The following is a 25,350-nucleotide window of genomic DNA, read 5'->3' as shown; positions in this document are numbered from 1 at the left end:
GCGATACTCTCGCGTTTTCAGGAGGAGGAGGCAGCATGCGGGTTTTGATGGCGGTAATGGTGGCGGCGCTATTGGCTGGCTGTGCGAGCTCTACCATGGATGAAGCTCGGGCCCGAACGCCCAACAAAACCCTGGCCTCGGCCAAGGCCGATCAACTGGTAGCGCAATGTGTGCAGTTCGCCTGGCAGGACGAGTCGGTCTTTGGTGTCGATGCCGCTGCCTATCTGCAACCGGGCAAGGCAGGGGGGTACACCGTGTATACCCGTTCCGCCGAGACTTTTGTCGATATCAAGGCCGAGGCCGCGACGACCACCGTCCACTTTTATGCGGTTGCAGACAGCTATGTCTCGAAGCGTCGCCTGGCGGCGCTAGCGACCTGTCTGTAACGCAGAGGATAGTCACTGGCGTTGGTATTTGACGCTATCAGGTACAAACCCGGCATCGGCCGGGTTTTGTCATTTCTGGGGAAGGGTTTCCAGCTGGTCAGGCCAGCTGTTATTGGCGATCTGTGGAAACACCCAATAAGCCTGTAGCAAAGCGTGTAATACATTGCCTCTTCAAACTGTCAGTTGAAATAAGGAAGTCCAGGGATTAAGGGGGCTGGGGCGGACTTTTGTAAATTGTCCTGAATGGTTAGTTTTTGTGGTGATGAAAAAAGCAGGGAAAAGTGCGCTAAGTTGAGGGTGCTCAATAAGGAGCAGTAGTTAATTAATCAATGGAGTGAAAGATATGAATAAGCCACAGGCTCAACTAAAACATGGTCGCGTTGTTTCTCCGTCCAGCCGCGGTGCGGTAGCGGTAGAACTGGGGCTGCTGGGAACCTGGCAGGTCAACGAGATGGAAGGCGGGAAAAACTTTCCGGCCCTCGCCGCCGGTCCTTTCCCAAAGCCTTACGACAGCGATGTGGCCAGTGTCGCGCCACCCGCCGATGGTCATATTCTCAGTGGCGGCAAGGTTGATGATCGCGATTGCATCAACTTCACCAACGAGGAAATGTCGAAAAAGATCAACCGGCCCTTCACTTGGCCGCTGGTGAACGTGAACCCGGGCCAGGTGTTCCAGGTGCAGTGGGAATACACCGCACCTCACGTTACCCGGGGCTATAACTGGTTCATCACCAAGGACGGCTGGGACCCGAAACAGCGCATCAGTCGCGCCCAGCTGGAACCCCAGGCTTTTTATCAGGACTTCTACACCGAAGTGCCATTCGACAAGTTCGGTTCGGTATTGAAAGCCAAGACTCATCATGAAGTTGTGCTGCCCAAAAATAAAAAGGGCCACCATGTTGTAGTACTGGTGTGGATTGTTGCCAATACCGGCAATGGCTTTTATCAGGCTTTCGATCTGGACTTTAAATAAGTTTCAGGTAGTTAACATTTTCTGACAGTTCTGAAGGATTAGAACGTGGATAAGATCGATTTTGCATTAATCAAGAGTCAGGCCGCAGATGCTGCTTCCCTGATGCCGAGCATTGCCGGCAAGAAGGTGCTCATGGGCTTCTGGCACAACTGGGCCGCCGGTCACAGCGACGGCTACCAGCAGGGGCAATTCGCCAACCTGGATCTGGTGGACGTGCCCAAGGAATACAACGTGGTTGCAGTGGCCTTCATGAAGGGCAACGGTATTCCCACCTTCAAGCCCTACAACCTTTCGGACGCCGAGTTCCGGCGCCAGGTGGGCGTGCTCAACAGCCAGGGCCGGGCGGTATTGATCTCCCTGGGCGGCGCCGATGCCCATATCGAATTGCACAAGGGCAACGAACAGCCCCTGGCCAACGAAATCATCCGTCTGGTGGAAACCTACGGCTTCGATGGCCTGGATATCGACCTGGAGCAGAGCGCCATCGACTTTGCCGACAACAAGAGTGTGCTGCCAGCCGCCTTGAAGCTGGTGAAGGATCATTACGCCGGCCAGGGCAAGCACTTCATCATCAGCATGGCGCCTGAGTTTCCCTACCTGACCAGCAATGGCAAGTACGTGACCTACCTGCAGGCCCTGGAAGGCTATTACGACTTTGTCGCGCCGCAGTTCTATAACCAGGGAGGCGACGGGCTCTGGGTGCAGGAGGCCAATGGCGGGCAGGGCGCCTGGATCGCCCAGAACAATGACGCGATGAAAGAGGATTTCCTCTACTACCTGAGCGAAAGCCTGGCCTCCGGTACCCGTGGTTTCACTCGCATTGCCGCGGACAAGCTGGTGATAGGCCTGCCAAGCAACGTCGATGCCGCGGCCACCGGCTATGTGATCGACCCGTCGGCGGTGAGCAATGCGTTCAAGCGCTTGCAGGGCGCCGGTCACGCCATCAAGGGGTTGATGACCTGGTCGGTGAACTGGGATGCCGGCGTCAGTCGGCAGGGCGTGCCCTACAACTGGGAGTTTCGTCATCGCTATGCGCCGCTGATCCATGGCGATGGCGGTGAGCCGGAGCGCCCAGGTGCTCCTGGAAACCTGATGGTACTGGGCACCAGTCGCAGCAGCGTCAACCTGAGCTGGGGTGTTTCCGGTAGTGTGCGGCCGGTGGAGTTCTACACCTTGTACCGCGACGGCAATGCGGTCGCTCGCACCCCCTCTCCGGGCTTCGAGGATCAGGGGCTGAGTGCGGACACCCAATACAGCTATTTTGTGACCGCTACCGACACTCAGGGCCAGGAGTCGCTCCCCAGCCGCAGTGTGAGTGCCAGGACCGCAGGCGGTGCGGTCGATCCGAGCTTTCCCGAGTGGCGCACCAGCCAGCACTACCTCAGGGAGGATGGAGTGACTTACGAAGGCAATCGTTACCTGTGCCTTCAGGAGCACACCTCCAACCCGGGCTGGACGCCATCCGTAGCGTTCACCCTGTGGAGCAAGGTGCTGCAGGAGCGTCATGGCTGAGTTGTGACGGCCATTGATGAAGTTGAGTGGCCAGGCGGTTCTTGCGGAAGTTGTCGATCCGTGCGAGCCGCCTTTTTCGTTTCCGCTGGCCGGCAACAGCCCGGGTTATGAGCTATTACTGAGCTGCCCGGATGTGTCGATCAATCAAGCGGAGATGAGCTCGATGTTGCAGCAATGGTTGCTGGCGGCTGTGCATTTGCTGGCGTTTGCCAGTGCCTTTGCCGGGGTACTGGCGCGTGCTTCGGCATTGCGTCGCCTGAGCGGCGGCGCTGCGGCGCCCGGGCAGGTGTTGCGGGCCGACAATGTCTGGGGGCTGATGGCCGCGGTGTTGTTGATCACCGGGTTGTTGCGGGCTTTTGGCGGTTATGGCAAGGGTACGGAGTATTACCTGCACCAGCCGCTGTTCCATCTGAAGATGACGCTGTTCGTGATCATCCTGTTGCTGGAGGTCCTGCCGATGCTGACCTTGATCCGCTGGCGCATGGCCCTGGGGCGAGGGGTGGCGCCACAGATCGGGCGGGCGCTGCTGTTCGCCCGTATCAGCGATGTGCAGGCCCTGCTCATGGTGTTGATGGTCATCGCCGCCAGCGGCATGGCGCGTGGGGTGACCTGGGCTCAGTTGTAATCATTGGTAAGCGGGGCTGCACTGCGTGGCTGCTTGAGAGTAGGCTCGCGGCTCTATCAATGAGCAATGGAAGCCTTCGATGTTTCAAATGAATGACCTGGTGCCGGAGATGCTGGTCACCGACCTGCAGCGCAGTCTGGCCTTCTACTGCGATCTTCTGGGCTTCAAGGTGGAGTATCAGCGGCCGGAACACTTCTTTGCCTTCCTCTCCCTCAATGGTGCCCAACTGATGCTGGAGCAGGATGACCAGCAGGAATCGGAGTGGCGCGTGGGGCCCTTGCAGGCTCCATTTGGCCGCGGCATGAACCTGTCCATTGAGTGCCCGGATATTCGCCAGTTGGCAGCCGCCCTGGCTCGGGCGGGCATTGCCTTGCGTCGAGAGATTCAGGAGTGCTGGTACCGTCACGACGAATTGCTGCACGGCGAGTTGAACCTGCTGGTACTCGACCCGGATGGTTACCTGCTGCGCTTTACCCAGGACCTGGGCTTCAAGCCTGTGGAGCCTGCAGCGGACGCCTGACCGCCGCACCGGTGCGCCGCCTGCAATGCAGCGGCGGCGTGTGTCGGGAATCAACGGTCGGGCTCGCTATCGCGAAAGGGCGATAATCAGTGGTTGACGACAGTCTGATGGGCGGGAATCTGCTGTGGCTGCAACCGGGCGAGGGTGTGCGGGCCGTCTGCGGGGAAAAGCTCAAGGCAAACAAGACAGGCGCTGCGCCAGCCGTTGTGCGCGGGCAAAAGGCTGGTGCTTATGCTGTTCAGGGGGTTTCGCGTTTGTCCGGAGCGGTCAGGCCTGCCTGAATGCGTTGATAGATTTCTTCACGGTGTACCGCGACGTCTTTTGGCGCGTTGATACCAATGCGCACTTGCTGGCCGCTGACGCCGAGAATGGTGATCGTAATGTCGTCACCGATGTTTATGCTTTCACCGACTTTGCGGGTGAGTATCAGCATGATCTTCTCCTTGATAGCTTTGTAGGGCACCAGATTCAAACAGTGCAGAGGTCGGTCTTAGGTATAGATTAGTGCGAAGTTCCACTGAGTGGGTGCCTCTTTCTGACGCGCAGAAGATCTATTAATTCCCAAGGCGCAACTATACATAGGCAATAAATATCATTCTTCCTGTTTCGGTCCGATTTTGTGACGAGGTCTCTCGGGTCATGAGTGCTAAAATCGCCACCTCAGACTTTCTAGGGGTTAGGTTGTGCGCACAGTAGCGATGATGATGGCGGTATTGGCGTTGGCCGGTTGTGGGGAAGGCAAGCGGGTCGAAGCGAACAAGAGCACGGCGGTGGCAGTACAGACCCAGCCGGCCTCGACCGAGCCGCAATGGGATGTGCTGGTGGGCAGCCCGCTCCCCCTGGCGGTGAGTGACCTGACCGGCTGGCTGATCGAGCACGGGGTAATTTCCAATGTGGTGACCGTGGACGGCAAGCGTCTGGTCGTGGTCGGTCCGTTTGCTTCCCAGGCCGAGGCCGAGGCGAAGAAGAATGAAGTGACCGAAAAGCTGGTCAAGGCCAAGAAGCGTGACATCGAAGTCACGGTCATCGAGCATCAAGCCGCGCAGTAAGCCCGTTTCCATAGGCTCAATGATCGCCCGCCACCCGCGGGCGATCTGCGTTCAGCCACAAGCCTTGAGGTTGACTGCGCCGACGAATTCATTGCCGCGCCCCATCACGCAAGCCACGCTCTGATTGCGCTGGCGCTCCCAGGCCTGTACTGGATAGGTCTTGTTCCAGGCTTCGAAGAGCTGCCGATCCTGTTTGGAAAGGCGCAGGCCGTACTGCTTGCTCATGTAGAAGTAGGTGCGGGCAATCATCCCGCGAATCGAAGGGCGAGGCATGACCTTCTTGGCCTTGAAGTCGACCTGGGTCAGGCACGAACCGTACTGGCCCGATTGTTCCGGCAGCCAGCCGAAGCTGAAATTGCTGCGATCACCATTCACTTCGCCAATGCTCGGTACCAGATTGTGCAGGTCGGCCTCGGCGCGCTGATAGACCGAATCGGTGCGTGTGCAGTTCTTGCGACCGCCTTGTTGCCAGCACTGGCGCTGATGGCCGATCTGCCAGGCCGGCACTATATGCTCCCATTCAATGCGTTCGGCGCGTTTGGCGTTCTTGCGCGGAACATAGCCGCAGGCCGCCAGGTTCACCCGGTTGCCGTTGTATTTGCAGCCGCAATAGAACTCGGTGGATTGGGGGGCGTAGAGCTTCCAGGCGACTTTCTTGGCTTCGCTGAAGGTGCGGGGTGCATCGGCTTGGGCGGAACAGGCGAGAAACAGCAACAGCAGGGCAAAACAACGGACACTCATCGACTCAATCTTCCTTCGGCACGACCCAGAAAATCTGCACACCGCCATCGTCGCGGTAGGCGAGGGTGACGTTGTCGTTTTCGGCGATCTCCTCCAGCAGGCGTTCCCACTCATCCTGTGGCTCATCGGCGAGGCGGAAGATCAGCGCTGCCTTGGCCTTTTGTGCGGTGGGAGAGTTGATGATTTTCTGGATGCGCACACCCAGGCGTTCGTAGGAGCTGAGGGGCGTTTGGGTCGTGGCCACGGAACATTCCTTATTAAGCTGTACGTGCATACAGTATTTAACTGTAGGGCATTTCGCAACTGCTTAAAATTCAAGAAGTTCCTCTGACAACGCTTTATGCATTTGTCTCACGAGGAGAGCAGATTTTTTTGCATGGGGGAAAGGGGGGGAACCACCCGCCCGGGCGGGCGAGTGGTTGCAAGCATGCTCGACCGGGGCCGGTCGAGCAGAGGGGCTGTCAGTATTCCCAGAACATGCGTTGCAGTTCCTTGCTGTCCTGGGTCTTGGTCAGGGCGACCATGGCCAGGATGCGGGCTTTCTGCGGGTTCAGGTCATGAGCCACGACCCAGTCGTACTTGTCGTCAGGCTGTTCGGCGTTGCGCAGTACGAAACCGCCGGCATTGACGTGGGAAGAACGAATGATCTGTACGCCATTCTTGCGCAGTTCCTGCAGGGCAGGGACCACACGGGAAGACACCGAGCCGTTGCCGGTACCGGCGTGGATGATGGCTTTGGCGCCACCTTGGGCCAGGGCCTTGTAGGCGGTGTCGCTGACGTTACCGTAGCCGTAGGCGATTTCTACGTCAGGCAGGCTCTTGATGTTCTTGATGTCGAATTCCGAATCCATGGTGTGGCGCTTGGCTGGCAGGCGGAACCAGTAGGATTTGCCTTCCACCACCATGCCCAGCGGGCCCCATGGGCTCTTGAAGGCTTCGGTCTTGATGTTGATCATCTTGCTGACATCGCGGCCGGACTGGATTTCATCGTTCATGGTCACCAGTACGCCTTTGCCGCGGGCGTTCTTGCTGCCGGCCACAGCCACAGCGTTGTACAGGTTGAGCATGCCGTCAGCCGACATTGCGGTACCCGGGCGCATGGAGCCGACTACAACGATTGGCTTGTCGGTCTTTTCCACCAGGTTGAGGAAGTAGGCGGTTTCTTCCAGGGTATCGGTACCGTGGGTGATGACGATGCCATCGACGTCCTTGCTGTCGGCCAGTTCGGCAACGCGGCGGCCCAGTTGCAGCAGGTTTTCGTTGGTGATGCTTTCCGAGGCGATCTGCATGACTTGCTCGCCACGCACGTTGGCCAGTTGGCTCAACTCGGGAATGCCGGCGATCAGTTGTTCGATGCCGACCTTGGCCGCCTGGTAGGTGGCGCTGTTGGCCGCGCTGGCGCCGGCGCCGGCGATGGTGCCGCCGGTGGCGAGAACCACGACGTTGGACAGTTTCTGTTGGATTTCAGCTTCTTTGGCTTGCAGGGCTGCAGGTAGAAGCAGGAGGAGGGCCAAAGCGCCCGGGGCGAAGGATTTGAAGGCAGATTTCATTATTTTCTCTCTAGTAGTGAGACGGTGCTGATGCAGGTTCATCTAGAAACACCCCGGCGGCAGATCTGTATGCGCCGGGGCAGCGAGGGTGGAGCAGGATCTGTACCAGCGCTACCTTGGCTGGATGACTATTTTAAGTTACTGATTTATATCAATTTTATTTCTGTTTTTATGCGTAAGAAGTCATGTGGCGTCCGGGTTTCCGAACGTTTTCAAGGTGGCGCGTTCGGCAATCCGAAAATGCTCGTCACAAGTCCCGGGATGACTTCTCGCTCATCCATTAAAGATTGTTCTGCAGCGGTCGATGATCCTTCTAGGATTTTTCACCAGGAGTTCCCATGTCACTGTCAGTAGGATTTCCAGGGGCAGGAGCCATTCTGATCAATGGCAAGTCGCCCGCGACCATCGATGCATTGAGTAATGCCGCCGCCGAACAGGCGTCTACGGCGTTGGGTACCGACGAGTCGGGCACTTTGCGGGTCGGCTCCAGCAAGCAGGCCGAACAGTCTGAAAGCGAAAGCCCAAGCGAAGACAAGCACGGCATCGTGGTAAAGATGCTGCTCAAGCGCATGCAGGAGCTGCAGCAGCAACTTCGCGAGCTGCAACAGCAACTGGCTGCCGCCCAGGCCGCCAACTACCCAACCCCTGAGGCCAAGCAGACGGCAGTGATGGCCATTCAAGGGCAAGTCGCCGATACCAACGGCGCGCTGGCGGAAGTCTCTGGCAACCTGGTCCGGGAGTTGGCCAAGGAGTCGTCTTCCGGTGGCCTGGTGAACACCACTGCCTGAATCATCAGCCTGTCCGGGAGCATTTTTCGGGCAGGTTTTTCTCCTCGTGGCCGGCTGCGGATGGCTACCCACTCTCTCTGATCGCACTTTGAACAGCGTTGACAAACGCTGGCGAGGTTCGCATAGTTCGTTTTACGCAAACGTTTGCGCGGCCTTCGGAAAAGGATAATCGTCTATCTTTGCAAGGTTCGCCGTCGGCCAGTGGGGCTGCCTACCTGGCGGTTCCGTTTGACGAACGCTGCTCACAATAATCATAAGATCGGAGTGAACCCATGAAGCTGCCCTTTGCTGGACGTCTCCTCGCTGTCGCCGTTCTCGCCGCTGCATCCGCGGCCCTTCCTTTCTCCTCGGCTCAAGCCGATACCCCGCAGAAACCCAAGGTCGCCCTGGTCATGAAATCCTTGGCCAACGAGTTCTTCCTGACGATGGAAGATGGTGCCAAGGCCTATCAGAAAGAGCATTCCGCCGATTTCGACCTGGTGTCCAACGGCATCAAGGATGAAACCGATACCGCCAACCAGATCCGCATCGTCGAGCAGATGATCGTCTCCAAGGTCAACGCACTGGTGATCGCCCCGGCTGACTCCAAGGCCATGGTTCCGGTGATCAAGAAGGCCGTGGACGCCGGGATCACGGTGATCAACATCGACAACCAGCTCGACCCCGGCGTGCTGAAGAGCAAGAACATCAGCGTGCCTTTCGTTGGCCCGGACAACCGTAAGGGCGCGCGTCTGGTGGGTGAGTACCTGGCCAAGCAACTCAAGGCCGGTGACGAAGTGGGAATCATCGAAGGGGTTTCCACCACCACCAACGCGCAGCAGCGCACCGCCGGCTTCAAGGATGCAATGGAAGCCGCGCAGATCAAGGTGGTGTCGCTGCAGTCGGGCGACTGGGAAATCGACGCCGGCAACCGTGTGGCCTCGGCCATGCTCAGCGAGTACCCGAACCTCAAGGCATTGCTGGCCGGTAACGACAGCATGGCGGTAGGCGCGGTTTCGGCAGTCCGGGCTGCCGGCAAGGCAGGCAAGGTGCAGGTCGTGGGCTACGACAACATCAACGCCATCAAGCCGATGCTCAAGGATGGCCGAGTCCTGGCCACTGCCGATCAGTTCGCTGCCAAGCAGGCGGTGTTCGGTATCGAGACCGCGCTGAAGATCCTCAAGGGCGAGAAAGTCGACAGCGGCACCAATGGCGTGATCGAAACTCCGGTTGAGCTGGTCACTCAGTAGTCATTGCGGCGGTACAACGGCGCTCGCCCGGTTGGGCGGGCGCATGGAGAGTTTCCTATGTCAGTTTCTGCTGCCAACGCTGTCCTATCGGTCAGCGGTATCGGCAAGACTTATGCGCAACCGGTGTTGACCGGCATCGACCTGACGCTGTTGCGCGGTGAAGTGCTGGCGCTCACCGGCGAGAACGGTGCCGGCAAGAGCACCCTGTCGAAGATCATCGGTGGCCTGGTCAGCCCCACCACAGGGCACATGCAGTTCAATGGCCAGGATTATCGTCCGGGCAGTCGCGCCCACGCCGAGGATCTGGGCATTCGCATGGTGATGCAGGAGCTCAACCTGCTGCCGACCCTGTCGGTGGCCGAGAACCTGTTCCTCGACAACCTGCCCAGCAGTGGTGGCTGGATCAGCCGCCGGCAATTGCGCAAGGCGGCGATCGAGGCCATGGCCCAGGTCGGTCTGGATGCCATCGACCCCGACACCCTGGTGGGCGAGCTGGGCATCGGCCACCAGCAGATGGTGGAGATCGCCCGTAACCTGATCGGCGACTGCCATGTGCTGATTCTCGATGAGCCCACCGCCATGCTCACGTCCCGCGAGGTAGAAATGCTCTTCGAGCAGATCACCCGCCTGCAGGCCCGCGGCGTGTCGATCATCTATATCTCCCATCGCCTGGAAGAGCTGGCCCGGGTTGCCCAGCGCATCGCGGTATTGCGTGACGGCTGCCTGGTCTGTGTCGAGCCGATGGCCAACTACAACAGCGAGCAACTGGTGAACCTGATGGTGGGTCGCGAGCTGGGCGAGCACATCGACCTGGGCGAGCGCCGGATCGGCGCGCCGGCCTTGACGGTGAGCAACCTCAGCCGCTCGGACAAAGTCCGCGATGTGTCCTTCGAGGTCCGCAGTGGCGAGATCTTCGGGATTTCCGGGTTGATCGGGGCAGGGCGCACCGAGCTGCTGCGCCTGATCTTCGGTGCCGATGTCGCCGACAGCGGCACCATCGCCCTGGGCACCCCGGCGCGCCCGGTGAGCATCCGCTCGCCAGTGGATGCGGTGGCCAACGGCATCGCCCTGATTACCGAGGACCGCAAGGGTGAGGGGCTGCTGTTGACCCAGTCCATCAGCGCCAATATCGCCCTGGGCAACATGCCGGCGATTTCCAGCAGCGGCCTGGTCAATGGCCAGGACGAGGAGCATCTGGCGCGGCGCCAGATCGACGCCATGCGTATCCGCAGCTCCAGCCCGGCGCAACTGGTCAGCGAGCTGTCCGGTGGCAACCAGCAGAAGGTGGTGATCGGCCGCTGGCTGGAGCGCGACTGTTCGGTGCTGCTGTTCGATGAGCCGACCCGTGGCATCGATGTCGGCGCCAAGTTCGATATCTACGGCCTGTTGGGGAAGTTGACCCGGCAGGGCAAGGCCCTTGTGGTGGTGTCCAGCGACCTGCGCGAGCTGATGCTGATCTGCGATCGCATCGGCGTGCTCTCGGCCGGGCGGCTGATCGATACCTTCGAGCGCGACAGCTGGACCCAGGATGAACTGCTTGCCGCGGCATTTGCCGGCTATCAAAAACGAGATGCGCTGATCGATGAAGCGGCGCCTAGGAATGCATCATGAAAACTGCAGCAAGCGGCAAGCGAGGCGGCCACTACTACGGCCTCGGCACTTACCTGGGGTTGGCGGGGGCGCTGCTGGGGATGATCGTGCTGTTCTCCCTACTCAGCAGTCATTTTCTGTCCTATGACACCTTCAGTACCCTGGCCAACCAGATTCCCGACCTGATGGTGCTGGCGGTGGGCATGACCTTCGTCCTGATCATCGGTGGCATCGACCTGTCCGTGGGCTCGGTACTGGCCCTGGCGGCGTCGACCGTCAGCGTGGCGATTCTCGGCTGGGGCTGGAGCGTGGTGCCCGCGGCGTTGCTGGGCATGGCTTGCGCGGCGCTGGCGGGAACGGTGACCGGTTCCATCACCGTGGCCTGGCGCATTCCTTCGTTCATCGTGTCTCTGGGTGTACTGGAAATGGCCCGCGGCGTGGCCTACCAGATGACGGGCTCACGCACCGCCTACATCGGTGACGCCTTCGCCTGGTTGTCGAATCCGATTGCCTTCGGCATTTCGCCGTCGTTTATCATTGCCCTGCTGATTATTTTCCTGGCCCAGGCGGTGCTGACTCGCACCGTGTTCGGTCGCTACCTGATCGGCATCGGTACCAACGAAGAGGCAGTGCGTCTGGCGGGGATCAACCCCAAACCCTACAAGATCCTGGTCTTCAGCCTGATGGGGTTGCTGGCAGGTATCGCTGCACTGTTTCAGATTTCTCGCCTGGAAGCGGCAGACCCGAACGCGGGCTCCGGTCTGGAGTTGCAAGTCATCGCTGCGGTGGTGATCGGCGGCACCAGCCTGATGGGCGGGCGCGGTTCGGTGATCAGTACCTTCTTTGGCGTCTTGATTATTTCCGTGCTGGCTGCGGGCCTGGCGCAAATCGGCGCATCCGAACCGACCAAGCGCATCATCACTGGTGCGGTCATCGTGATTGCCGTGGTGCTGGACACTTATCGCAGCCAGCGCGCCAATCGGCGGGTTTGATTCATGGCAACAATCAAGGATGTGGCGGCGCTGGCGGGGATTTCCTACACCACGGTGTCCCATGTGCTGAACAAGACGCGGCCAGTCAGTGAGGAAGTTCGGGTCAAGGTCGAGGCCGCTATCGCGCGCCTGGACTATGTGCCCAGCGCGGTGGCGCGTTCGCTGAAGGCCAAGACCACGGCTACCATCGGCTTGCTGGTACCCAACAGCCTCAACCCGTACTTCGCCGAATTGGCTCGGGGGATCGAGGATTATTGCGAACGCAACGGCTACTGCGTGATCCTCTGCAACTCCGACGACAACCCGCAGAAGCAGCGCAACTACCTGCGAGTATTACTGGAAAAACGTATCGACGGGTTGATTGTCACCTCGGCCGGTGGCGACAGCGGCCTGGCCCAGGGGCTGGCCGGCGTGCGCACGCCGATGGTGATTGTCGACCGTGGGCTGGAAGGGGTGAACGCCGACCTGGTGCGTATCGACCACCAGCACGGTGCCTACCTGGCCACCCGACACCTGCTGGAGCTGGGGCATCGGGACATTGCCTGCATCGGCGGCCCGGGCAATACCAGTGTGGCGCAGATGCGCCTGGCGGGATTCCAGCAGGCGCTGCGTGAGGCCGGTGTCGAGGCGCCTGCCGAGCGCATCCTGGAAAGTGATTTCAGTAGCACTGGTGGTTATCGCGCAGCCGCGCAGTTGCTCGATGGCGGACAGCCGCCGAGCGCGATTTTCGCTGGCAACGACATGATGGGCATCGGGGTGCTGCGCGCGGCAGCGGAGCGCAATATCCGCGTGCCCAGCGAGCTTTCGGTGATCGGCTTCGACGACATCCTCATGAGCCGGTACGTCTACCCGGCGCTGACCACGGTCGGCCAGTCGATCCTGCAACTGGGGGAAACCGCGGCAGAGTTGCTGCTGCGGCGGATCGCCTGCCGGGAGCTGCCGGTCGACCAGCGCATCGTTACGCCGAATATCGTCTTGCGGGAGTCGACGGCGCCGCTCGGTGGCGCTTTCGCCGAATACCGCTGAACCCAACTGATTGAGTACCGATGTATGTCAGCAAAAGTAGTGGTAGTGGGTAGCCTCAACATGGACCTGGTGACTCGGGCCGAGCGCCTGCCCCGAGGGGGCGAGACGCTGATTGGCAAATCCTTCGCCACGGTATCCGGTGGCAAGGGCGCCAATCAGGCAGTGGCTGCGGCCAGGCTGGGAGCGCAGGTGTCGATGGTCGGCTGTGTCGGCGACGATGCCTATGGCGAGCAACTGCGAGGTGCCTTGCTGGCCGAGCAGATCGATTGCCAGGCGGTGAGTGTGGTCGAAGGCTCCAGTGGGGTGGCGCTGATCGTGGTGGACGACAGTAGCCAGAATGCGATTGTCATAGTCGCCGGCGGCAATGGCCAGCTCACTCCCGAGAAGGTCGCCGGGTTCGATGGGGTGCTGCAGGATGGGCAAGTCATCATCTGCCAGCTTGAAGTGCCGCTGGCGACTGTGGGCTACACCCTCAAGCGCGGGCGTGAACTGGGCAAGACGGTGATCCTCAATCCGGCGCCGGCCAGTGGCCCGCTGCCGGCGCAGTGGTATGGCGCGATCGACTACCTGATTCCCAACGAGAGCGAGGCTTCGGCCTTGAGCGGGGTAGCGGTGGACTCCCTGGAGAGCGCTGAAGTGGCTGCCAGTCGCTTGATCGCTGCGGGTGCTGGCAAGGTGATCATCACTCTCGGTGCGCAAGGCTCGCTGTTTGCCGATGGCCAGCGTTTCGAGCATTTCCCGGCGCCCAGGGTCAAGGCAATCGATACTACGGCGGCCGGGGACACCTTTGTCGGCGGATTTGCCGCGGCCCTGGCTGCCGGCAAGAGCGAAGCCGAGGCCATCCGCTTTGGCCAGGTGGCTGCGGCGCTGTCGGTGACGCGCGCCGGTGCGCAACCTTCCATTCCCACGCTGTCCGACGTTCAGGCGTTTATCCCTTCATGAAAAAGACACCTTTGCTCAACATTGCCCTGTCACGCTTGATCGCGTCCCTGGGCCACGGCGATATCGTGGTGATCGGCGATGCCGGCCTGCCGGTGCCCCCGGGCGTGGAGTTGATCGACCTGGCGCTGACCCACGGCGTTCCCGACTTTCTCACTACCTTGAAGGTGTTGCTCAGCGAGATGCAGGTGGAGCGTCATGTGCTGGCCGAAGAAATTCTGCTCAAGCAGCCTACGCCGCTGGCGGCGCTTGAAGGCATGACCGCCGGTGGTGAGCTGGGGCAGCGGCAGCTCATGAGCCACGAGGATTTCAAGGTGCTCAGCCGCCAGGCCCGAGCGGTGATCCGCACCGGGGAGTGCCAGCCGTATTGCAATATCGCCCTGATTGCCGGGGTGACCTTCTAGGCCGCTGTCGGGCCTTTTTCCATCTTGCACAAGGAGTGCGCCATGCGCCGCTATGCTCAGTTGTTTCACCACTGGTTCCGGAGTCTGCTGCTTTTGTCTCTGCTCACTGCTACCGGCGCTCAGGCGGCGGAAAAAATCGATCTGATCATCGACACCGATCCGGGGGCCGACGATGTGGTAGCCCTGCTGTTCGCCCTGGCTTCCCCCGAGGAGCTGCAGATCCGCGCCCTGACCACGGTGGCGGGCAACGTGCGGTTGGACAAGACCTCGCGCAATGCGCGTCTGGCCCGTGAGTGGGCGGGGCGCGAGGAGGTGCCGGTATACGCCGGAGCGCCCAAGCCGCTGCTGCGTACCCCCATCTATGCCGAGAATATCCATGGCAAGGAAGGCATTTCCGGGGTGACGGTGCACGAGCCCAAGGCGCCTCTGGCCAAGGGCAATGCGATCAACTACCTGATCGATACGCTGCGGGCGGCCAAGCCCCACAGCATCACTATCGCCATGCTCGGCCCGCAGACCAACCTGGCGCTGGCGCTGATCCAGGCACCGGACATCACCCAGGGCATCAAGGAAGTGGTGGTCATGGGCGGTGCGCACTTCAACGGTGGCAACATCACGCCGGTGGCCGAGTTCAACCTGTTCGCCGACCCCCAGGCGGCCGAAGTGGTGCTCAAGAGCGGCGTCAAACTGACCTATCTGCCGCTGGACGTGACCCACAAGGTGCTGACCAGCGATGCGCGGCTGCAGAAGATCGCGGCGTTGAACAACAACGCCAGCAAGGTGGTGGGGGACATCCTCAACGAGTACGTCAAGGGCGACATGGAGCACTACGGTATTCCCGGCGGCCCGGTGCATGACGCTACAGTGATTGCCTACCTGCTCAAGCCCGAGCTGTTCACCGGCCGTCAAGCCAATATGGTCATCGACAGCCGCGAGGGGCCGACTTTCGGCCAGACCATCGTCGATTGGTACGACGGCCTGAAGCAGGAAAAGAACGTGTTCTGGGTTGAGAGCGGCGATGCCCAGGGTTTCTTCGACTTGCTCACCGAGCGCCTGGCGCGTCTCAAGTAAACTTTGCCCCCGCAGGTACCTGCCTGCGGGGTTCTATTCCCGTTCCGGGTCCTGTACGCCCAGGTGGTCGGCCGGGTATTTCTCGAAGACTTGTTCAATGAAGGCTCGGGCGGACTGGGTGCCCAGTTCCTTGACCAGCAGGTCTATGCCAATGATCGCCAGCTCCTCCGGGCTCCCCGGGCTGTAGGAGCATTGGCCCTGGGGCCATTTGGCTTTGATGTCGGCGTCGATACTCACGGTGGCCATGAAAGTCTCACGAATTCGGATAAGGCGGGTGCCAGGGCAGGGCTCTGGGCGGGTATTTGCTGCGTTGCAGAGTTAACCATGTTGCCGGGCGTTTGGCACTCCGACTTAGGCATCAGGCGAGTGCTGTGCGACACTGCGGCTTTTCCTGTGCTCAAGGAAGCCTCCGTGCAAATCGATTTGAACCAGCCTGATGCCCTGACCCTGGAGGCGGTGCGTCAGCTGCTGGCGTCTGCCAGCGACAACGTGCATACCCAGTTGCGCGTGAGCAAAACCGGAATTGCCTATATCTCTTCGGGGGTAGTGGGCGGTGCCGAGATAGAAGGTTTGCTGTTTCGCCTGGAAACCTGGGCGGCCGGCTCCGGGTATGTCGGCAAGGTGGCTGCCGCCGACGAGGTCTGGGTGATGCAGATCTTCAATGCGCTCAAACAGAACTGGCCCAAGCCGGCGTTCGACTACATCGACATCTATTGAGCGTCGTTCATATCCGGTGACGATTGTCCCGTGAAAGAGTGGCACTGGCTGAGGCAGACTTGCCCGCTGTTCACCTGATACGGCAAATGGCCATTTGTTTTGAAACCAAAAGCCAAATCGGCTGTCGCACGATCTCTGCTTAATTTTGAAAAGGAGGCTTCATGCCTTGGAAGCTCGCTTCATTCGGAACCTTGTTGGCCGCTGTCGTCCTTGGTGGGTGCAGCACTGGCGGGGCGACAAAGGAGCCTGTGGCCACTGAGTCCGGGCACACTCGTTGTGAAGCATCAGCCGCCGAATTCGCCGTCGGCAAGAAGGCTTCTCCCGAGTTGCTCGAGCAGGCCCGTACACGCGCAGGCGCGCAGTACGCACGGTTCCTCAAGCCCAACGACATGATCACCCTGGAGTACCGCTCGGATCGCCTGAACCTGAACACTGATGCCGGCCTGGTGGTGACCCGGGTCAACTGTGGTTGAGGGCTGAGGCCTTTGGATCACGCATAAAAAACCCCGTCACATGGACGGGGTTTTTTTAGCTCGCTGAGAAATTACTCAGGGCGAACTTGTGCAGCTTGCATACCCTTTTGGCCTTTCTCAGCCACGAAGGAAACGGTCTGGCCTTCTTTCAGGCTTTTGAAACCGTCGCTTTCAATAGCTTTGAAGTGTACGAACAGGTCGTCACCGCCACCTTGAGGAGTGATGAAGCCGAAGCCTTTTTCATCGTTGAACCATTTTACGGTGCCGGTTTGGCGATTAGACATGGTGTATCTCCAAGAAACATATATTTTCAGTAGTGCTGTGCTGCTCAGGCCAACTGGGCACACCGAGCTATCATAGTCGAAATGTTCGGCTTGGGAGCCCCCCAGAGGCGCTCTTTGCCCGATGTACCTGTGTATTTTGCCATCTGAGTTGGCTGCAGGCCCCGGTTTAAGGGGCTTTGGCGTAAAACAGAGGGTAATAAAAAAACCCGTAAAAGCTGCGTAAATTGTGAAAAAGACCGCGTTTCAGGCTCTGTGGCGAGCACTGGCGCAGCCTGTTCCGGGCATCAGCAGCTTATTTGACCACCCGGCAAGCAGCGATGGCGTCTAATGCTCGGGTTCGCAGATCTGCGCTGGGTTGCTTGGTTTTGCTCATCAGCTCCTTGATCTCCTCGGTAGTGAATTTTTCATTTAGCTTGTCGGCGCCGCAGGCACAGTGCTTTTCGGCGCTCTTGGCGTCGATGTTCTGGCTGGCCGCCGCGGTGCAGTCCTTCATGTAGTCGGCGCGTGCTCCGGCAGGCCATGCCGCCTGTGCACTCAAAGGCAGTAGCAGGGTGAGCGGTGCGGCAAGGGCGAGCAGTTTGATAAGGCGCATGAGTCGGGTTCTCCTGAAGTCGGTAGCAAGGACGACGATTCTCCGGTTATTTGAGGCTCGACGTACATCTCAAGTTCACTTTCAACAATAAAAGACTGTAAACCAGGCTCGCGATAATTTGCTGCACGGCGATTGCGATGTATCTGTGCTAGCATGCCCGGCTTCGGTGTTTTCAAGCTTTGGGCCTTTTCTAGCCCTTGCCGTCTATGCCTCATTAATCTTGATGTGAACCCCAGTCACTCTGGTTCGGTTTTTCGGTTGGCCGCAAGGCTCTTGCCACTGTGAGGCAGGCGTTCGTAGCAGAACGGCCGGACTGAATCGCGTACTGGCTCATCCCAACCCACGTGACCTTTGGTAGGGGTCACCACTAGGAGAGGAGGCGCCATGCCCACTATTACTCTTCCCGACGGCAGTCAACGTTCATTCGATCACGCAGTATCCGTAGCCGAGGTCGCCGCTTCCATTGGCGCGGGCCTGGCCAAGGCCACATTGGCTGGCAAGGTCAACGGCAAGCTGGTCGACGCCTGCGACGTGATCGACGGCGATGCAACCCTGCAAATCATCACGCCAAAGGACGAAGAGGGGCTGGAGATCATTCGCCACTCTTGCGCTCACTTGGTGGGGCATGCGGTCAAGCAGTTGTATCCGACCGCGAAAATGGTCATCGGTCCGGTCATCGATGAAGGCTTCTATTACGACATCGCCTATGAGCGTCCTTTCACGCCTGAGGATATGGCCGCCATCGAGCAGCGCATGCAGCAGCTGATCGAGAAGGACTACGACGTGATCAAGAAGGTCACGCCGCGCGCCGAAGTGATCGAGGTGTTCAAGGCCCGTGGCGAGGACTACAAGCTGCGTTTGGTCGAAGACATGCCGAACGAGCAGGCGATGGGCCTGTACTACCACGAAGAATATGTCGACATGTGCCGCGGTCCGCACGTGCCGAACACGCGTTTCCTGAAGTCCTTCAAGCTGACCAAGTTGTCCGGTGCCTACTGGCGCGGTGATGCCAAGAACGAGCAGTTGCAGCGGATCTACGGTACTGCCTGGGCGGACAAGAAGCAGCTCGCTGCCTACATCCAGCGTATCGAAGAGGCCGAGAAGCGCGATCATCGCAAGATCGGCAAGCGCCTGGGCCTGTTCCATACCCAGGAAGAAGCGCCGGGCATGGTGTTCTGGCACCCTAATGGCTGGACCCTGTACCAGGTGCTCGAGCAGTACATGCGCAAGGTGCAGCGTGACAACGGTTACCTGGAGATCAAGACTCCGCAGGTGGTTGACCGCAGTCTCTGGGAAAAATCCGGGCACTGGGCCAACTACGCCGAGAATATGTTCACCACCGAGTCGGAAAGCCGCGACTACGCAATCAAGCCGATGAACTGCCCTTGCCACGTGCAGGTGTTCAATCAGGGCCTGAAGAGCTACCGCGAGCTGCCGATGCGCCTGGCCGAGTTCGGTGCCTGCCACCGTAATGAACCCTCGGGCGCTCTGCACGGCATCATGCGTGTGCGTGGCTTCACTCAGGATGATGCTCACATCTTCTGTACTGAAGACCAGATGCAGGCCGAGTCTGCGGCGTTCATCAAGCTGACCATGGATGTCTATGCCGACTTCGGCTTCAAGGACATCGAGATGAAGCTGTCCACTCGCCCTGAAAAGCGCGTGGGCTCCGATGATCTGTGGGACCGTGCGGAAAGCGCACTGGCAGCGGCTCTGGATAGCGCCGGCCTGCCATACGACCTGCAGCCGGGCGAGGGCGCATTCTACGGTCCGAAGATCGAGTTCTCGCTGAAGGACTGTCTGGGTCGTGTCTGGCAGTGCGGTACCTTGCAGTTGGACTTCAACCTGCCGATCCGTCTGGGCGCCGAGTACGTTTCCGAAGACAACAGCCGTAAGCATCCGGTGATGTTGCACCGGGCGATCCTCGGTTCCTTCGAGCGTTTTGTCGGGATTCTGATCGAGCATTACGAGGGTGCATTCCCTGCGTGGCTGGCTCCGACTCAGGCCGTGGTGATGAATATCACTGATAAACAGGCAGATTTTGCCCTCGAAGTGGAAAAAACACTCAATCAAAGCGGATTTCGTGCCAAGTCCGACTTGAGAAATGAAAAGATCGGCTTTAAAATCCGCGAGCATACTTTGCTCAAGGTTCCCTATCTCTTGGTTATTGGAGATCGGGAGGTCGAGATGCAGACTGTCGCTGTGCGTACCCGTGAAGGTGAAGACCTGGGCTCGATGCCTGTCGCCCAATTCTCGGCGTTCCTCGCACAAGCGGTTTCCCGGCGTGGTCGCCAAGATTCGGAGTAATTATTATTAAGCGTGATATGAGACAAGATAAACGAGCTGCACCGAAAGCCCCGATCAACGAGAATATCTCGGCACGCGAGGTTCGGTTAATTGGCGCTGACGGCGAGCAGATTGGCATCGTCTCGATTGATGAAGCGCTTCGTATAGCTGAAGAAGCCAAGCTGGATCTGGTGGAAATTTCCGCCGACGCAGTCCCACCTGTTTGCCGGGTGATGGATTACGGCAAGTCGATCTTCGAAAAGAAGAAGCAGATTGCTGCTGCGAAGAAGAACCAGAAGCAGATTCAGGTTAAAGAAATCAAGTTTCGTCCAGGGACGGAGGAAGGGGATTACCAGGTAAAACTGCGCAACCTGGTACGTTTCCTGAGTGACGGGGACAGGGCCAAGGTATCCTTGCGATTCCGCGGCCGTGAGATGGCCCACCAGGAGCTGGGGATGGAACTCCTCAAGCGGGTTGAAGCTGACCTGCAAGAGTACGGTTCGGTCGAACAGCATCCTAAGATGGAAGGACGCCAGCTGATCATGGTCATCGCCCCGAAAAAGAAGAAGTAATCAACAGGGCACGGCAGGCCTTCTGATTATGTTTATCAACTGAATGCGGAGTATCCGAACATGCCAAAGATGAAAACCAAAAGTGGTGCTGCTAAGCGGTTTCTGAAAACTGCTAACGGTATCAAGCACAAGCACGCTTTCAAGAGCCACATCCTGACCAAAATGTCGACCAAGCGTAAGCGTCAACTGCGCGGTAGCAGCTTGCTGCATCCGTCTGACGTGGCAAAAGTCGAGCGCATGCTGCGCCTTCGTTAATTTTTGGATCAAGAATAGAGGAAGTAACTCATGGCTCGTGTAAAGCGTGGCGTCATTGCCCGTAAACGTCACAAAAAAATTCTGAAACTTGCTAAAGGCTACTACGGCGCTCGCTCGCGCGTATTCCGTGTTGCCAAGCAAGCGGTAATCAAGGCAGGCCAATACGCCTACCGTGACCGTCGTCAGAAAAAACGTCAGTTCCGCGCTCTGTGGATTGCTCGTATCAACGCTGGTGCTCGTAATAACGGCCTGTCGTACAGCCGTCTGATCGCTGGCCTGAAAAAGGCGTCCATCGAGATCGACCGTAAGGTTCTGGCTGATCTGGCAGTGAACGAAAAAGCGGCGTTTGCTGCGATTGTCGAGAAAGCTAAAGCCACCTTGGCTTAAGTACCCCCGACAGTCATCCGGGCTCACCTTTCGTGAGCCCAGATGTTAAACGTCATAAATAGGGGAAGAGCCTTCAAGCTCTTCCCCTATTTTGTATCTGGAGTCTGTACATGGAAAACCTGGATGCGCTGGTTTCTCAAGCACTTGAGGCCGTGCAACACGCTGAAGACATCAATGCCCTGGAACAGATCCGGGTTCACTTCCTTGGCAAGAAGGGCGAGCTGACTCAGGTGATGAAGACCCTGGGCAACCTGCCTGCCGAAGAGCGTCCGCAAGTCGGTGCGCTGATCAACGTTGCCAAGGAGCGTGTAACAGAGGTTCTCAATGCTCGCAAAGCGGCTTTCGAGGAGGCGGAACTCAGCGCCAAGCTCGCCGCCGAGTGCATTGACGTCACTCTGCCGGGCCGTGGCCAGACCTCGGGCGGTCTGCACCCGATTACGCGGACCCTGGAGCGTATCGAACAGTTCTTCACTCATATTGGCTACGGCATCGCCGAAGGCCCTGAGGTTGAAGACGACTATCACAACTTTGAAGCGCTCAACATCCCAGGCCACCACCCGGCCCGGTCGATGCATGACACCTTCTATTTCAACGCGAACATGTTGTTGCGCACCCATACCTCACCGGTACAGGTCCGCACCATGGAGTCGCAGCAGCCGCCGATTCGCATTGTCTGCCCAGGCCGTGTGTACCGTAGCGACTCCGATATCACTCACTCGCCGATGTTTCACCAGGTCGAAGGCCTGCTGGTCGATCGTGACATCAATTTCGCCGACCTGAAGGGCACGATCGAAGAGTTCCTGCGGGTGTTCTTCGAGAAGGAACTGGCGGTGCGTTTCCGTCCTTCGTACTTCCCGTTCACCGAGCCTTCCGCCGAAGTCGATATGGAATGCGTGATGTGCAGCGGTAAAGGCTGCCGGGTCTGCAAGCAGACTGGCTGGCTGGAAGTCATGGGATGCGGCATGGTTCATCCGAACGTGCTGCGTATGTCCGGGATCGATCCGGAAGAGTTCCAGGGCTTTGCCTTCGGCATGGGCGCCGAGCGTCTGGCCATGCTGCGTTACGGTGTCAATGACTTGCGCCTGTTCTTCGACAACGACTTGCGGTTCCTTGCGCAATTTCGCTAGTCGCGCGTCCGTAACGAATCTATTAGGAGAGCAGGATGAAATTCAGTGAACAATGGCTGCGCGGCTGGGTTAGCCCGCAGGTAAGTCGTGACGAGCTGGTAGCCCGTCTATCGATGGCCGGTCTTGAGGTCGACAGCGTAACGCCGGCCGCCGGTGATTTCAGTGGCGTGGTAGTGGGCGAGGTGTTGAGCACCGAGCAGCACCCGGATGCCGACAAGCTGCGCGTTTGCCAGGTCAGCAATGGTTCGGAGACCTTCCAGGTTGTCTGCGGCGCGCCGAACGTGCGCCCGGGCCTGAAGGTCCCGTTCGCCATGATCGGTGCCCAGTTGCCGGGCGACTTCAAGATCAAGAAGGCCAAGCTGCGTGGAGTGGAATCCAACGGCATGCTGTGCTCCCAGGCTGAGCTGCAAATCGGTGAGGGCAATGACGGCCTCATGGAGTTGCCGGTCGATGCGCCGGTGGGTGAGGACGTTCGCACCTACCTGAGCCTGGACGATGCCAGCATCGAGGTCGACCTGACCCCTAACCGCGGGGACTGCCTGTCCCTGGCCGGCATGGCCCGTGAAGTGGGTGCCTTGTACGCGGCCAAGGTGCAGCGTCCGGAAGTACCGGCGATTCCTGCGGCGCATGACGAAGTGCGTCCAGTGGAAGTGCTGGCTCCGGCTGCCTGCCCACGTTACCTGGGGCGTGTCGTCCGCAATGTCGACCTGTCCAAGCCTACTCCGCTGTGGATGGTCGAGCGCCTGCGTCGCGCCGATGTACGCAGTATCGATGCTGCAGTGGACATCACCAACTACGTGATGCTCGAACTGGGCCAGCCGCTGCATGCCTTCGATCTTGCCGAGATCAATGGCGGCATCCGTGTACGAATGGCTGAAGAGGGCGAGAAGCTGGTATTGCTCGACGGTCAGGAAGTGACCCTGCGCAGCGATACCCTGGTGATTGCCGACCATACCCGAGCCCTGGCGATTGCCGGCGTGATGGGGGGTGAGCACAGTGGCGTCACCGCCAATACCCGTGACGTATTCCTGGAAAGTGCCTTCTTCGACCAGATCGCGGTTGCTGGCAAGGCACGCTCCTATGGCCTGCATACCGATGCTTCCCATCGCTATGAGCGTGGTGTGGACTGGCAGCTTGCTCGCGAAGCCATGGAGCGGGCTACTGGCTTGCTGCTGGAAATCACGGGCGGCGACGCGGGGCCGATCATTGAAACGCTCAGCGAGCAGCATCTGCCATCCGTTGCGCCTGTCACCTTGCGCGCTGAACGCATCACTCAGATGCTGGGCATGGAAATCGACGGCCTCGAGGTAGAGCGTTTGCTCACCGCCCTGGGCCTGACTGTAACTGCCGATGGGGCAGGGCAGTGGCGTATTGAGGTGCCGAGCCATCGCTTCGATATCAGTCTTGAGGTTGACCTGATCGAAGAGCTGGCACGTCTTTATGGTTACAACCGTCTTCCGGTTCGCTATCCGCAGGCTCGTCTGGCGCCTCAGGCCAAGGCCGAGGCCGAGGGTGACCTGCCTGCTCTGCGTCGTTTGCTGGTTGCTCGTGGCTATCAGGAAGCGATCACCTACAGCTTCATCGATCCGAAGCTGTTCGAACTGTTCAACCCAGGCGTCGAACCGCTGTTGCTGGCCAATCCGATTTCGGCCGACATGGCAGCCATGCGTTCCTCTCTGTGGCCGGGCCTGGTCAAGGCGCTTCAGCACAACCTGAACCGTCAGCAGGATCGTGTCCGCATGTTTGAAAGCGGCCTGCGTTTTGTTGGCCAGCTGGAAGGTTTGAAGCAGCAGCCGATGCTGGCAGGTGTTGTGTGTGGCAGCCGCTTGCCTGAAGGCTGGGCGCAAGGTCGCGATGGCGTGGACTTCTTCGACGTCAAGGCGGATGTCGAAGCGGTACTGGGTTTTGCCGGTGCTCTTGATGCATTCACCTTTGTGCCGGGCAAGCATCCAGCGCTTCATCCTGGTCAGACGGCTCGCATCGAGCGTGATGGTCGTGAAGTCGGTTTCCTGGGGGCCATTCACCCAGAGCTGGCGAAGAATCTCGGCCTGGACCGCCCTGTCTATGTGTTTGAACTGGTCCTGAGTGAAGTGGCTCAAGGGCGTTTGCCGAAATTCCATGAGCTGTCGCGCTTCCCGGAAGTGCGTCGCGACCTGGCATTGCTGGCGGATCGTGACGTGGCGGCCAGCGCCGTTCTGGACGTAATCCGTGAAAATGCAGGTGAGTGGCTGACAGACCTCAGGCTGTTTGACGTCTATCAGGGTAAAGGCATTGATCCTCATAGAAAAAGCCTTGCCGTCGGCTTGACCTGGCAGCATCCATCGCGCACTCTTAACGACGATGAGGTGAACTCTACGACGCAAAATATCCTCACCTCGCTCGAACAAAGGTTGAACGCCACGTTAAGGAAGTGACGTATGGGGGCTCTGACGAAAGCTGAAATGGCCGAACGTCTCTACGAAGAGCTAGGCCTGAATAAACGCGAGGCCAAGGAATTGGTCGAGCTATTCTTTGAAGAAATCAGGCACGCTCTCGAAGATAACGAACAGGTCAAATTGTCTGGTTTCGGTAACTTCGACCTTCGGGATAAACGCCAGCGTCCTGGCCGCAACCCGAAAACGGGTGAAGAAATCCCGATCACGGCGCGCCGTGTGGTCACCTTTCGTCCAGGGCAGAAGTTGAAGGCCCGAGTTGAGGCTTATGCTGGAACCAAGTCATAACGACGAGCTCCCGGTCATTCCGGGCAAGCGCTACTTCACCATTGGTGAGGTCAGTGAGCTCTGTGCGGTCAAACCGCATGTGCTGCGTTATTGGGAGCAGGAGTTTCCTCAACTCAACCCCGTCAAGCGCCGCGGAAATCGCCGGTATTATCAGCGCCAGGATGTGCTGATGATCCGGCAGATCCGCGCGTTGCTTTATGACCAGGGGTTCACCATCGGCGGGGCGCGTCTGCGTCTTTCCGGCGATGAGGCCAAAGACGATACCACCCAGTACAAGCAACTGATCCGTCAGATGATCTCTGAGCTGGAAGATGTGCTTGTGGTGCTGAAAAAGTAATTCTCTGTTTTAAATACTTCCACTTTTCAAAAGCTTGCGGTATATTCCTCAACGTTTCCTGAGAAGTGAAACAGGTTTCACGCCTAGTCGGGGCGTAGCGCAGTCCGGTAGCGCACTAGCATGGGGTGCTAGGGGTCGAGTGTTCGAATCACTCCGTCCCGACCATATTTTTCAATGACTTAGCCGCTTTCGAGCGGCTTTGTTG

The 25,350-nt window shown here is 59.0% G+C and carries 31 protein-coding genes and 1 tRNA gene; 25 read left to right on the top strand and 7 right to left on the bottom strand.

The annotated features are described in order from the left end of the window. Positions 1-35: 35 nt before the first annotated feature. The 5 genes from BM382_RS28765 (at position 36) to BM382_RS28745 (ending at position 4,016) form a co-directional block, all read left to right on the top strand. Entirely contained in the window at positions 36-386 is a 351-nt protein-coding gene (locus BM382_RS28765; protein ID WP_041117035.1) for a hypothetical protein, read from the top strand. Positions 387-729: 343 nt separating this feature from the next. Continuing rightward, positions 730-1,359 (top strand): lytic polysaccharide monooxygenase auxiliary activity family 9 protein, encoded by a 630-nt coding sequence (locus BM382_RS28760; protein WP_011060397.1) that lies wholly within the window; start codon positions 730-732, stop codon positions 1,357-1,359. Positions 1,360-1,404: 45 nt separating this feature from the next. Then, a complete protein-coding gene (locus BM382_RS28755) occupies positions 1,405-2,871 on the top strand; it encodes a glycosyl hydrolase family 18 protein (protein WP_072444828.1) in 1,467 nt (488 codons plus the stop codon). A 163-nt stretch (positions 2,872-3,034) separates the two neighbouring features. Next, a complete protein-coding gene (locus BM382_RS28750) occupies positions 3,035-3,496 on the top strand; it encodes a DUF2214 family protein (protein WP_041752738.1) in 462 nt (153 codons plus the stop codon). Positions 3,497-3,575: 79 nt separating this feature from the next. Continuing rightward, the gene (locus BM382_RS28745; RefSeq protein WP_011060400.1) at positions 3,576-4,016 is read left to right on the top strand and encodes a VOC family protein; all 441 of its coding nucleotides are present in this window, start codon (positions 3,576-3,578) and stop codon (positions 4,014-4,016) included. A gap of 238 nt (positions 4,017-4,254) precedes the next feature. Here the strand turns inward: BM382_RS28745 and csrA are convergent, their stop codons facing one another. Beyond that, positions 4,255-4,449 carry a carbon storage regulator CsrA gene (gene csrA / locus BM382_RS28740; RefSeq protein ID WP_007920550.1) on the bottom strand — a complete coding sequence of 65 codons (195 nt, stop codon included), beginning with the start codon at positions 4,447-4,449 and terminating at the stop codon, positions 4,255-4,257. Positions 4,450-4,714: 265 nt separating this feature from the next. Here csrA and BM382_RS28735 point away from each other — a divergent pair, with 265 nt between their 5' ends. Next, a complete protein-coding gene (locus BM382_RS28735) occupies positions 4,715-5,065 on the top strand; it encodes a hypothetical protein (RefSeq protein ID WP_011060401.1) in 351 nt (116 codons plus the stop codon). A 51-nt stretch (positions 5,066-5,116) separates the two neighbouring features. On the opposite strand, the gene BM382_RS28730 is transcribed toward BM382_RS28735, so the two are convergent. The 3 genes from BM382_RS28730 to BM382_RS28720 form a co-directional block, all read right to left on the bottom strand. Next, positions 5,117-5,806, bottom strand: a complete 690-nt coding sequence (locus BM382_RS28730; RefSeq protein ID WP_011060402.1) for an endonuclease — start codon at positions 5,804-5,806, stop codon at positions 5,117-5,119. A gap of 4 nt (positions 5,807-5,810) precedes the next feature. Beyond that, on the bottom strand, positions 5,811-6,080 hold the full coding sequence (locus BM382_RS28725) for a DUF1654 domain-containing protein (protein WP_015634917.1): 270 nt from the start codon (positions 6,078-6,080) through the stop codon (positions 5,811-5,813). 187 nt (positions 6,081-6,267) lie between these two features. After that, complete coding sequence (locus tag BM382_RS28720) at positions 6,268-7,356, bottom strand: asparaginase (RefSeq protein WP_072444826.1); 1,089 nt, start codon at positions 7,354-7,356, stop codon at positions 6,268-6,270. Between the two features lie 338 nt (positions 7,357-7,694). Between BM382_RS28720 and BM382_RS28715 the strand changes: the two genes are divergently transcribed. From BM382_RS28715 to BM382_RS28680, 8 genes are all read left to right on the top strand, one after another. After that, positions 7,695-8,144 carry a hypothetical protein gene (locus tag BM382_RS28715; protein WP_011060405.1) on the top strand — a complete coding sequence of 150 codons (450 nt, stop codon included), beginning with the start codon at positions 7,695-7,697 and terminating at the stop codon, positions 8,142-8,144. A gap of 272 nt (positions 8,145-8,416) precedes the next feature. Further along, on the top strand, positions 8,417-9,373 hold the full coding sequence (locus BM382_RS28710) for a sugar ABC transporter substrate-binding protein (protein ID WP_011060406.1): 957 nt from the start codon (positions 8,417-8,419) through the stop codon (positions 9,371-9,373). 57 nt (positions 9,374-9,430) lie between these two features. Next, positions 9,431-10,984 (top strand): sugar ABC transporter ATP-binding protein, encoded by a 1,554-nt coding sequence (locus BM382_RS28705; RefSeq protein ID WP_072444824.1) that lies wholly within the window; start codon positions 9,431-9,433, stop codon positions 10,982-10,984. Further along, entirely contained in the window at positions 10,981-11,955 is a 975-nt protein-coding gene (locus BM382_RS28700) for an ABC transporter permease (protein ID WP_011060408.1), read from the top strand. Before BM382_RS28705 ends, BM382_RS28700 begins: the two co-directional genes overlap by 4 nt. A 3-nt stretch (positions 11,956-11,958) precedes the next feature. Further along, complete coding sequence (locus BM382_RS28695) at positions 11,959-12,981, top strand: LacI family DNA-binding transcriptional regulator (protein ID WP_011060409.1); 1,023 nt, start codon at positions 11,959-11,961, stop codon at positions 12,979-12,981. A gap of 24 nt (positions 12,982-13,005) precedes the next feature. Further along, positions 13,006-13,923: a ribokinase gene (rbsK, locus tag BM382_RS28690; protein ID WP_015634921.1), complete on the top strand. Its 918-nt coding sequence runs from the start codon at positions 13,006-13,008 to the stop codon at positions 13,921-13,923. After that, on the top strand, positions 13,920-14,324 hold the full coding sequence (rbsD, locus tag BM382_RS28685) for a D-ribose pyranase (protein ID WP_019094930.1): 405 nt from the start codon (positions 13,920-13,922) through the stop codon (positions 14,322-14,324). The genes rbsK and rbsD overlap by 4 nt, the downstream gene beginning before the upstream one ends. A gap of 42 nt (positions 14,325-14,366) precedes the next feature. Continuing rightward, positions 14,367-15,395: a nucleoside hydrolase gene (locus BM382_RS28680; RefSeq protein ID WP_072444822.1), complete on the top strand. Its 1,029-nt coding sequence runs from the start codon at positions 14,367-14,369 to the stop codon at positions 15,393-15,395. A 33-nt stretch (positions 15,396-15,428) separates the two neighbouring features. Here BM382_RS28680 and BM382_RS28675 read toward each other — a convergent pair whose 3' ends face one another. Continuing rightward, positions 15,429-15,641, bottom strand: a complete 213-nt coding sequence (locus BM382_RS28675) for a hypothetical protein (protein ID WP_011060413.1) — start codon at positions 15,639-15,641, stop codon at positions 15,429-15,431. Positions 15,642-15,806: 165 nt separating this feature from the next. On the opposite strand from BM382_RS28675, the gene BM382_RS28670 reads away from it, so the two are divergent. Further along, positions 15,807-16,112: a hypothetical protein gene (locus BM382_RS28670; protein WP_011060414.1), complete on the top strand. Its 306-nt coding sequence runs from the start codon at positions 15,807-15,809 to the stop codon at positions 16,110-16,112. Between the two features lie 161 nt (positions 16,113-16,273). After that, the gene (locus BM382_RS28665) at positions 16,274-16,585 is read left to right on the top strand and encodes an I78 family peptidase inhibitor (protein WP_072444820.1); all 312 of its coding nucleotides are present in this window, start codon (positions 16,274-16,276) and stop codon (positions 16,583-16,585) included. A gap of 71 nt (positions 16,586-16,656) precedes the next feature. On the opposite strand, the gene BM382_RS28660 is transcribed toward BM382_RS28665, so the two are convergent. Together BM382_RS28660 and BM382_RS28655 are read right to left on the bottom strand one after the other, a co-directional pair. Next, positions 16,657-16,869 (bottom strand): cold-shock protein, encoded by a 213-nt coding sequence (locus BM382_RS28660; RefSeq protein WP_003179963.1) that lies wholly within the window; start codon positions 16,867-16,869, stop codon positions 16,657-16,659. 292 nt (positions 16,870-17,161) lie between these two features. After that, entirely contained in the window at positions 17,162-17,461 is a 300-nt protein-coding gene (locus BM382_RS28655) for a hypothetical protein (protein ID WP_011060416.1), read from the bottom strand. 384 nt (positions 17,462-17,845) lie between these two features. Between BM382_RS28655 and thrS the strand changes: the two genes are divergently transcribed. The 9 genes from thrS to BM382_RS28610 all read left to right on the top strand — a co-directional run bounded on the left by thrS (position 17,846) and on the right by BM382_RS28610 (position 25,310). Next, entirely contained in the window at positions 17,846-19,768 is a 1,923-nt protein-coding gene (thrS, locus tag BM382_RS28650) for a threonine--tRNA ligase (RefSeq protein WP_011060417.1), read from the top strand. Further along, positions 19,768-20,319, top strand: coding sequence for a translation initiation factor IF-3 (infC, locus tag BM382_RS28645; RefSeq protein ID WP_169893379.1), 552 nt, complete (start codon positions 19,768-19,770; stop codon positions 20,317-20,319). Before thrS ends, infC begins: the two co-directional genes overlap by 1 nt. A gap of 60 nt (positions 20,320-20,379) precedes the next feature. Continuing rightward, positions 20,380-20,574, top strand: coding sequence for a 50S ribosomal protein L35 (gene rpmI / locus BM382_RS28640; protein WP_002553160.1), 195 nt, complete (start codon positions 20,380-20,382; stop codon positions 20,572-20,574). Between the two features lie 30 nt (positions 20,575-20,604). Continuing rightward, on the top strand, positions 20,605-20,961 hold the full coding sequence (rplT, locus tag BM382_RS28635) for a 50S ribosomal protein L20 (protein WP_011060418.1): 357 nt from the start codon (positions 20,605-20,607) through the stop codon (positions 20,959-20,961). Between the two features lie 110 nt (positions 20,962-21,071). Beyond that, complete coding sequence (gene pheS / locus BM382_RS28630) at positions 21,072-22,088, top strand: phenylalanine--tRNA ligase subunit alpha (RefSeq protein ID WP_011060419.1); 1,017 nt, start codon at positions 21,072-21,074, stop codon at positions 22,086-22,088. Positions 22,089-22,123: 35 nt separating this feature from the next. After that, entirely contained in the window at positions 22,124-24,502 is a 2,379-nt protein-coding gene (gene pheT, locus BM382_RS28625) for a phenylalanine--tRNA ligase subunit beta (RefSeq protein WP_065363489.1), read from the top strand. Positions 24,503-24,505: 3 nt separating this feature from the next. Then, positions 24,506-24,808, top strand: coding sequence for an integration host factor subunit alpha (ihfA, locus tag BM382_RS28620; protein ID WP_002553164.1), 303 nt, complete (start codon positions 24,506-24,508; stop codon positions 24,806-24,808). Next, positions 24,789-25,145, top strand: a complete 357-nt coding sequence (locus BM382_RS28615; RefSeq protein WP_007920509.1) for a MerR family transcriptional regulator — start codon at positions 24,789-24,791, stop codon at positions 25,143-25,145. Before ihfA ends, BM382_RS28615 begins: the two co-directional genes overlap by 20 nt. Before the next feature lie 88 nt (positions 25,146-25,233). Next, positions 25,234-25,310, top strand: a tRNA-Pro gene (locus tag BM382_RS28610). Positions 25,311-25,350: the final 40 nt, after the last annotated feature.

It is taken from the genome of Pseudomonas sp. NFPP25 (assembly GCF_900116505.1).
GTDB lineage: Bacteria > Pseudomonadota > Gammaproteobacteria > Pseudomonadales > Pseudomonadaceae > Aquipseudomonas > Aquipseudomonas protegens.
Note: the sequence above shows the minus strand (reverse complement) of the source record. Positions and strands in the feature narration are given on the sequence as shown.

Bases quoted from the DNA above. Each gene is read 5' to 3' on its own strand.
- BM382_RS28705 (WP_072444824.1), top strand. From the start codon at position 9,431: ATGTCAGTTTCTGCTGCCAACGCTGTCCTATCGGTCAGCGGTATCGGC.
- BM382_RS28750 (WP_041752738.1), top strand. From the start codon at position 3,035: ATGTTGCAGCAATGGTTGCTGGCGGCTGTGCATTTGCTGGCGTTTGCC.
- BM382_RS28655 (WP_011060416.1), bottom strand. From the start codon at position 17,461: ATGCGCCTTATCAAACTGCTCGCCCTTGCCGCACCGCTCACCCTGCTA.
- BM382_RS28660 (WP_003179963.1), bottom strand. From the start codon at position 16,869: ATGTCTAATCGCCAAACCGGCACCGTAAAATGGTTCAACGATGAAAAA.
- rplT (WP_011060418.1), top strand. From the start codon at position 20,605: ATGGCTCGTGTAAAGCGTGGCGTCATTGCCCGTAAACGTCACAAAAAA.
- BM382_RS28720 (WP_072444826.1), bottom strand. From the start codon at position 7,356: ATGAAATCTGCCTTCAAATCCTTCGCCCCGGGCGCTTTGGCCCTCCTC.
- csrA (WP_007920550.1), bottom strand. From the start codon at position 4,449: ATGCTGATACTCACCCGCAAAGTCGGTGAAAGCATAAACATCGGTGAC.
- BM382_RS28735 (WP_011060401.1), top strand. From the start codon at position 4,715: ATGATGATGGCGGTATTGGCGTTGGCCGGTTGTGGGGAAGGCAAGCGG.
- BM382_RS28615 (WP_007920509.1), top strand. From the start codon at position 24,789: ATGCTGGAACCAAGTCATAACGACGAGCTCCCGGTCATTCCGGGCAAG.
- thrS (WP_011060417.1), top strand. From the start codon at position 17,846: ATGCCCACTATTACTCTTCCCGACGGCAGTCAACGTTCATTCGATCAC.
- rbsK (WP_015634921.1), top strand. From the start codon at position 13,006: ATGTCAGCAAAAGTAGTGGTAGTGGGTAGCCTCAACATGGACCTGGTG.
- BM382_RS28725 (WP_015634917.1), bottom strand. From the start codon at position 6,080: ATGCACGTACAGCTTAATAAGGAATGTTCCGTGGCCACGACCCAAACG.
- BM382_RS28680 (WP_072444822.1), top strand. From the start codon at position 14,367: ATGCGCCGCTATGCTCAGTTGTTTCACCACTGGTTCCGGAGTCTGCTG.
- BM382_RS28760 (WP_011060397.1), top strand. From the start codon at position 730: ATGAATAAGCCACAGGCTCAACTAAAACATGGTCGCGTTGTTTCTCCG.
- BM382_RS28700 (WP_011060408.1), top strand. From the start codon at position 10,981: ATGAAAACTGCAGCAAGCGGCAAGCGAGGCGGCCACTACTACGGCCTC.
- rbsD (WP_019094930.1), top strand. From the start codon at position 13,920: ATGAAAAAGACACCTTTGCTCAACATTGCCCTGTCACGCTTGATCGCG.
- pheS (WP_011060419.1), top strand. From the start codon at position 21,072: ATGGAAAACCTGGATGCGCTGGTTTCTCAAGCACTTGAGGCCGTGCAA.
- BM382_RS28730 (WP_011060402.1), bottom strand. From the start codon at position 5,806: ATGAGTGTCCGTTGTTTTGCCCTGCTGTTGCTGTTTCTCGCCTGTTCC.
- rpmI (WP_002553160.1), top strand. From the start codon at position 20,380: ATGCCAAAGATGAAAACCAAAAGTGGTGCTGCTAAGCGGTTTCTGAAA.
- BM382_RS28695 (WP_011060409.1), top strand. From the start codon at position 11,959: ATGGCAACAATCAAGGATGTGGCGGCGCTGGCGGGGATTTCCTACACC.
- BM382_RS28745 (WP_011060400.1), top strand. From the start codon at position 3,576: ATGTTTCAAATGAATGACCTGGTGCCGGAGATGCTGGTCACCGACCTG.
- pheT (WP_065363489.1), top strand. From the start codon at position 22,124: ATGAAATTCAGTGAACAATGGCTGCGCGGCTGGGTTAGCCCGCAGGTA.
- BM382_RS28665 (WP_072444820.1), top strand. From the start codon at position 16,274: ATGCCTTGGAAGCTCGCTTCATTCGGAACCTTGTTGGCCGCTGTCGTC.
- BM382_RS28675 (WP_011060413.1), bottom strand. From the start codon at position 15,641: ATGGCCACCGTGAGTATCGACGCCGACATCAAAGCCAAATGGCCCCAG.
- BM382_RS28710 (WP_011060406.1), top strand. From the start codon at position 8,417: ATGAAGCTGCCCTTTGCTGGACGTCTCCTCGCTGTCGCCGTTCTCGCC.
- BM382_RS28765 (WP_041117035.1), top strand. From the start codon at position 36: ATGCGGGTTTTGATGGCGGTAATGGTGGCGGCGCTATTGGCTGGCTGT.
- ihfA (WP_002553164.1), top strand. From the start codon at position 24,506: ATGGGGGCTCTGACGAAAGCTGAAATGGCCGAACGTCTCTACGAAGAG.
- BM382_RS28715 (WP_011060405.1), top strand. From the start codon at position 7,695: ATGTCACTGTCAGTAGGATTTCCAGGGGCAGGAGCCATTCTGATCAAT.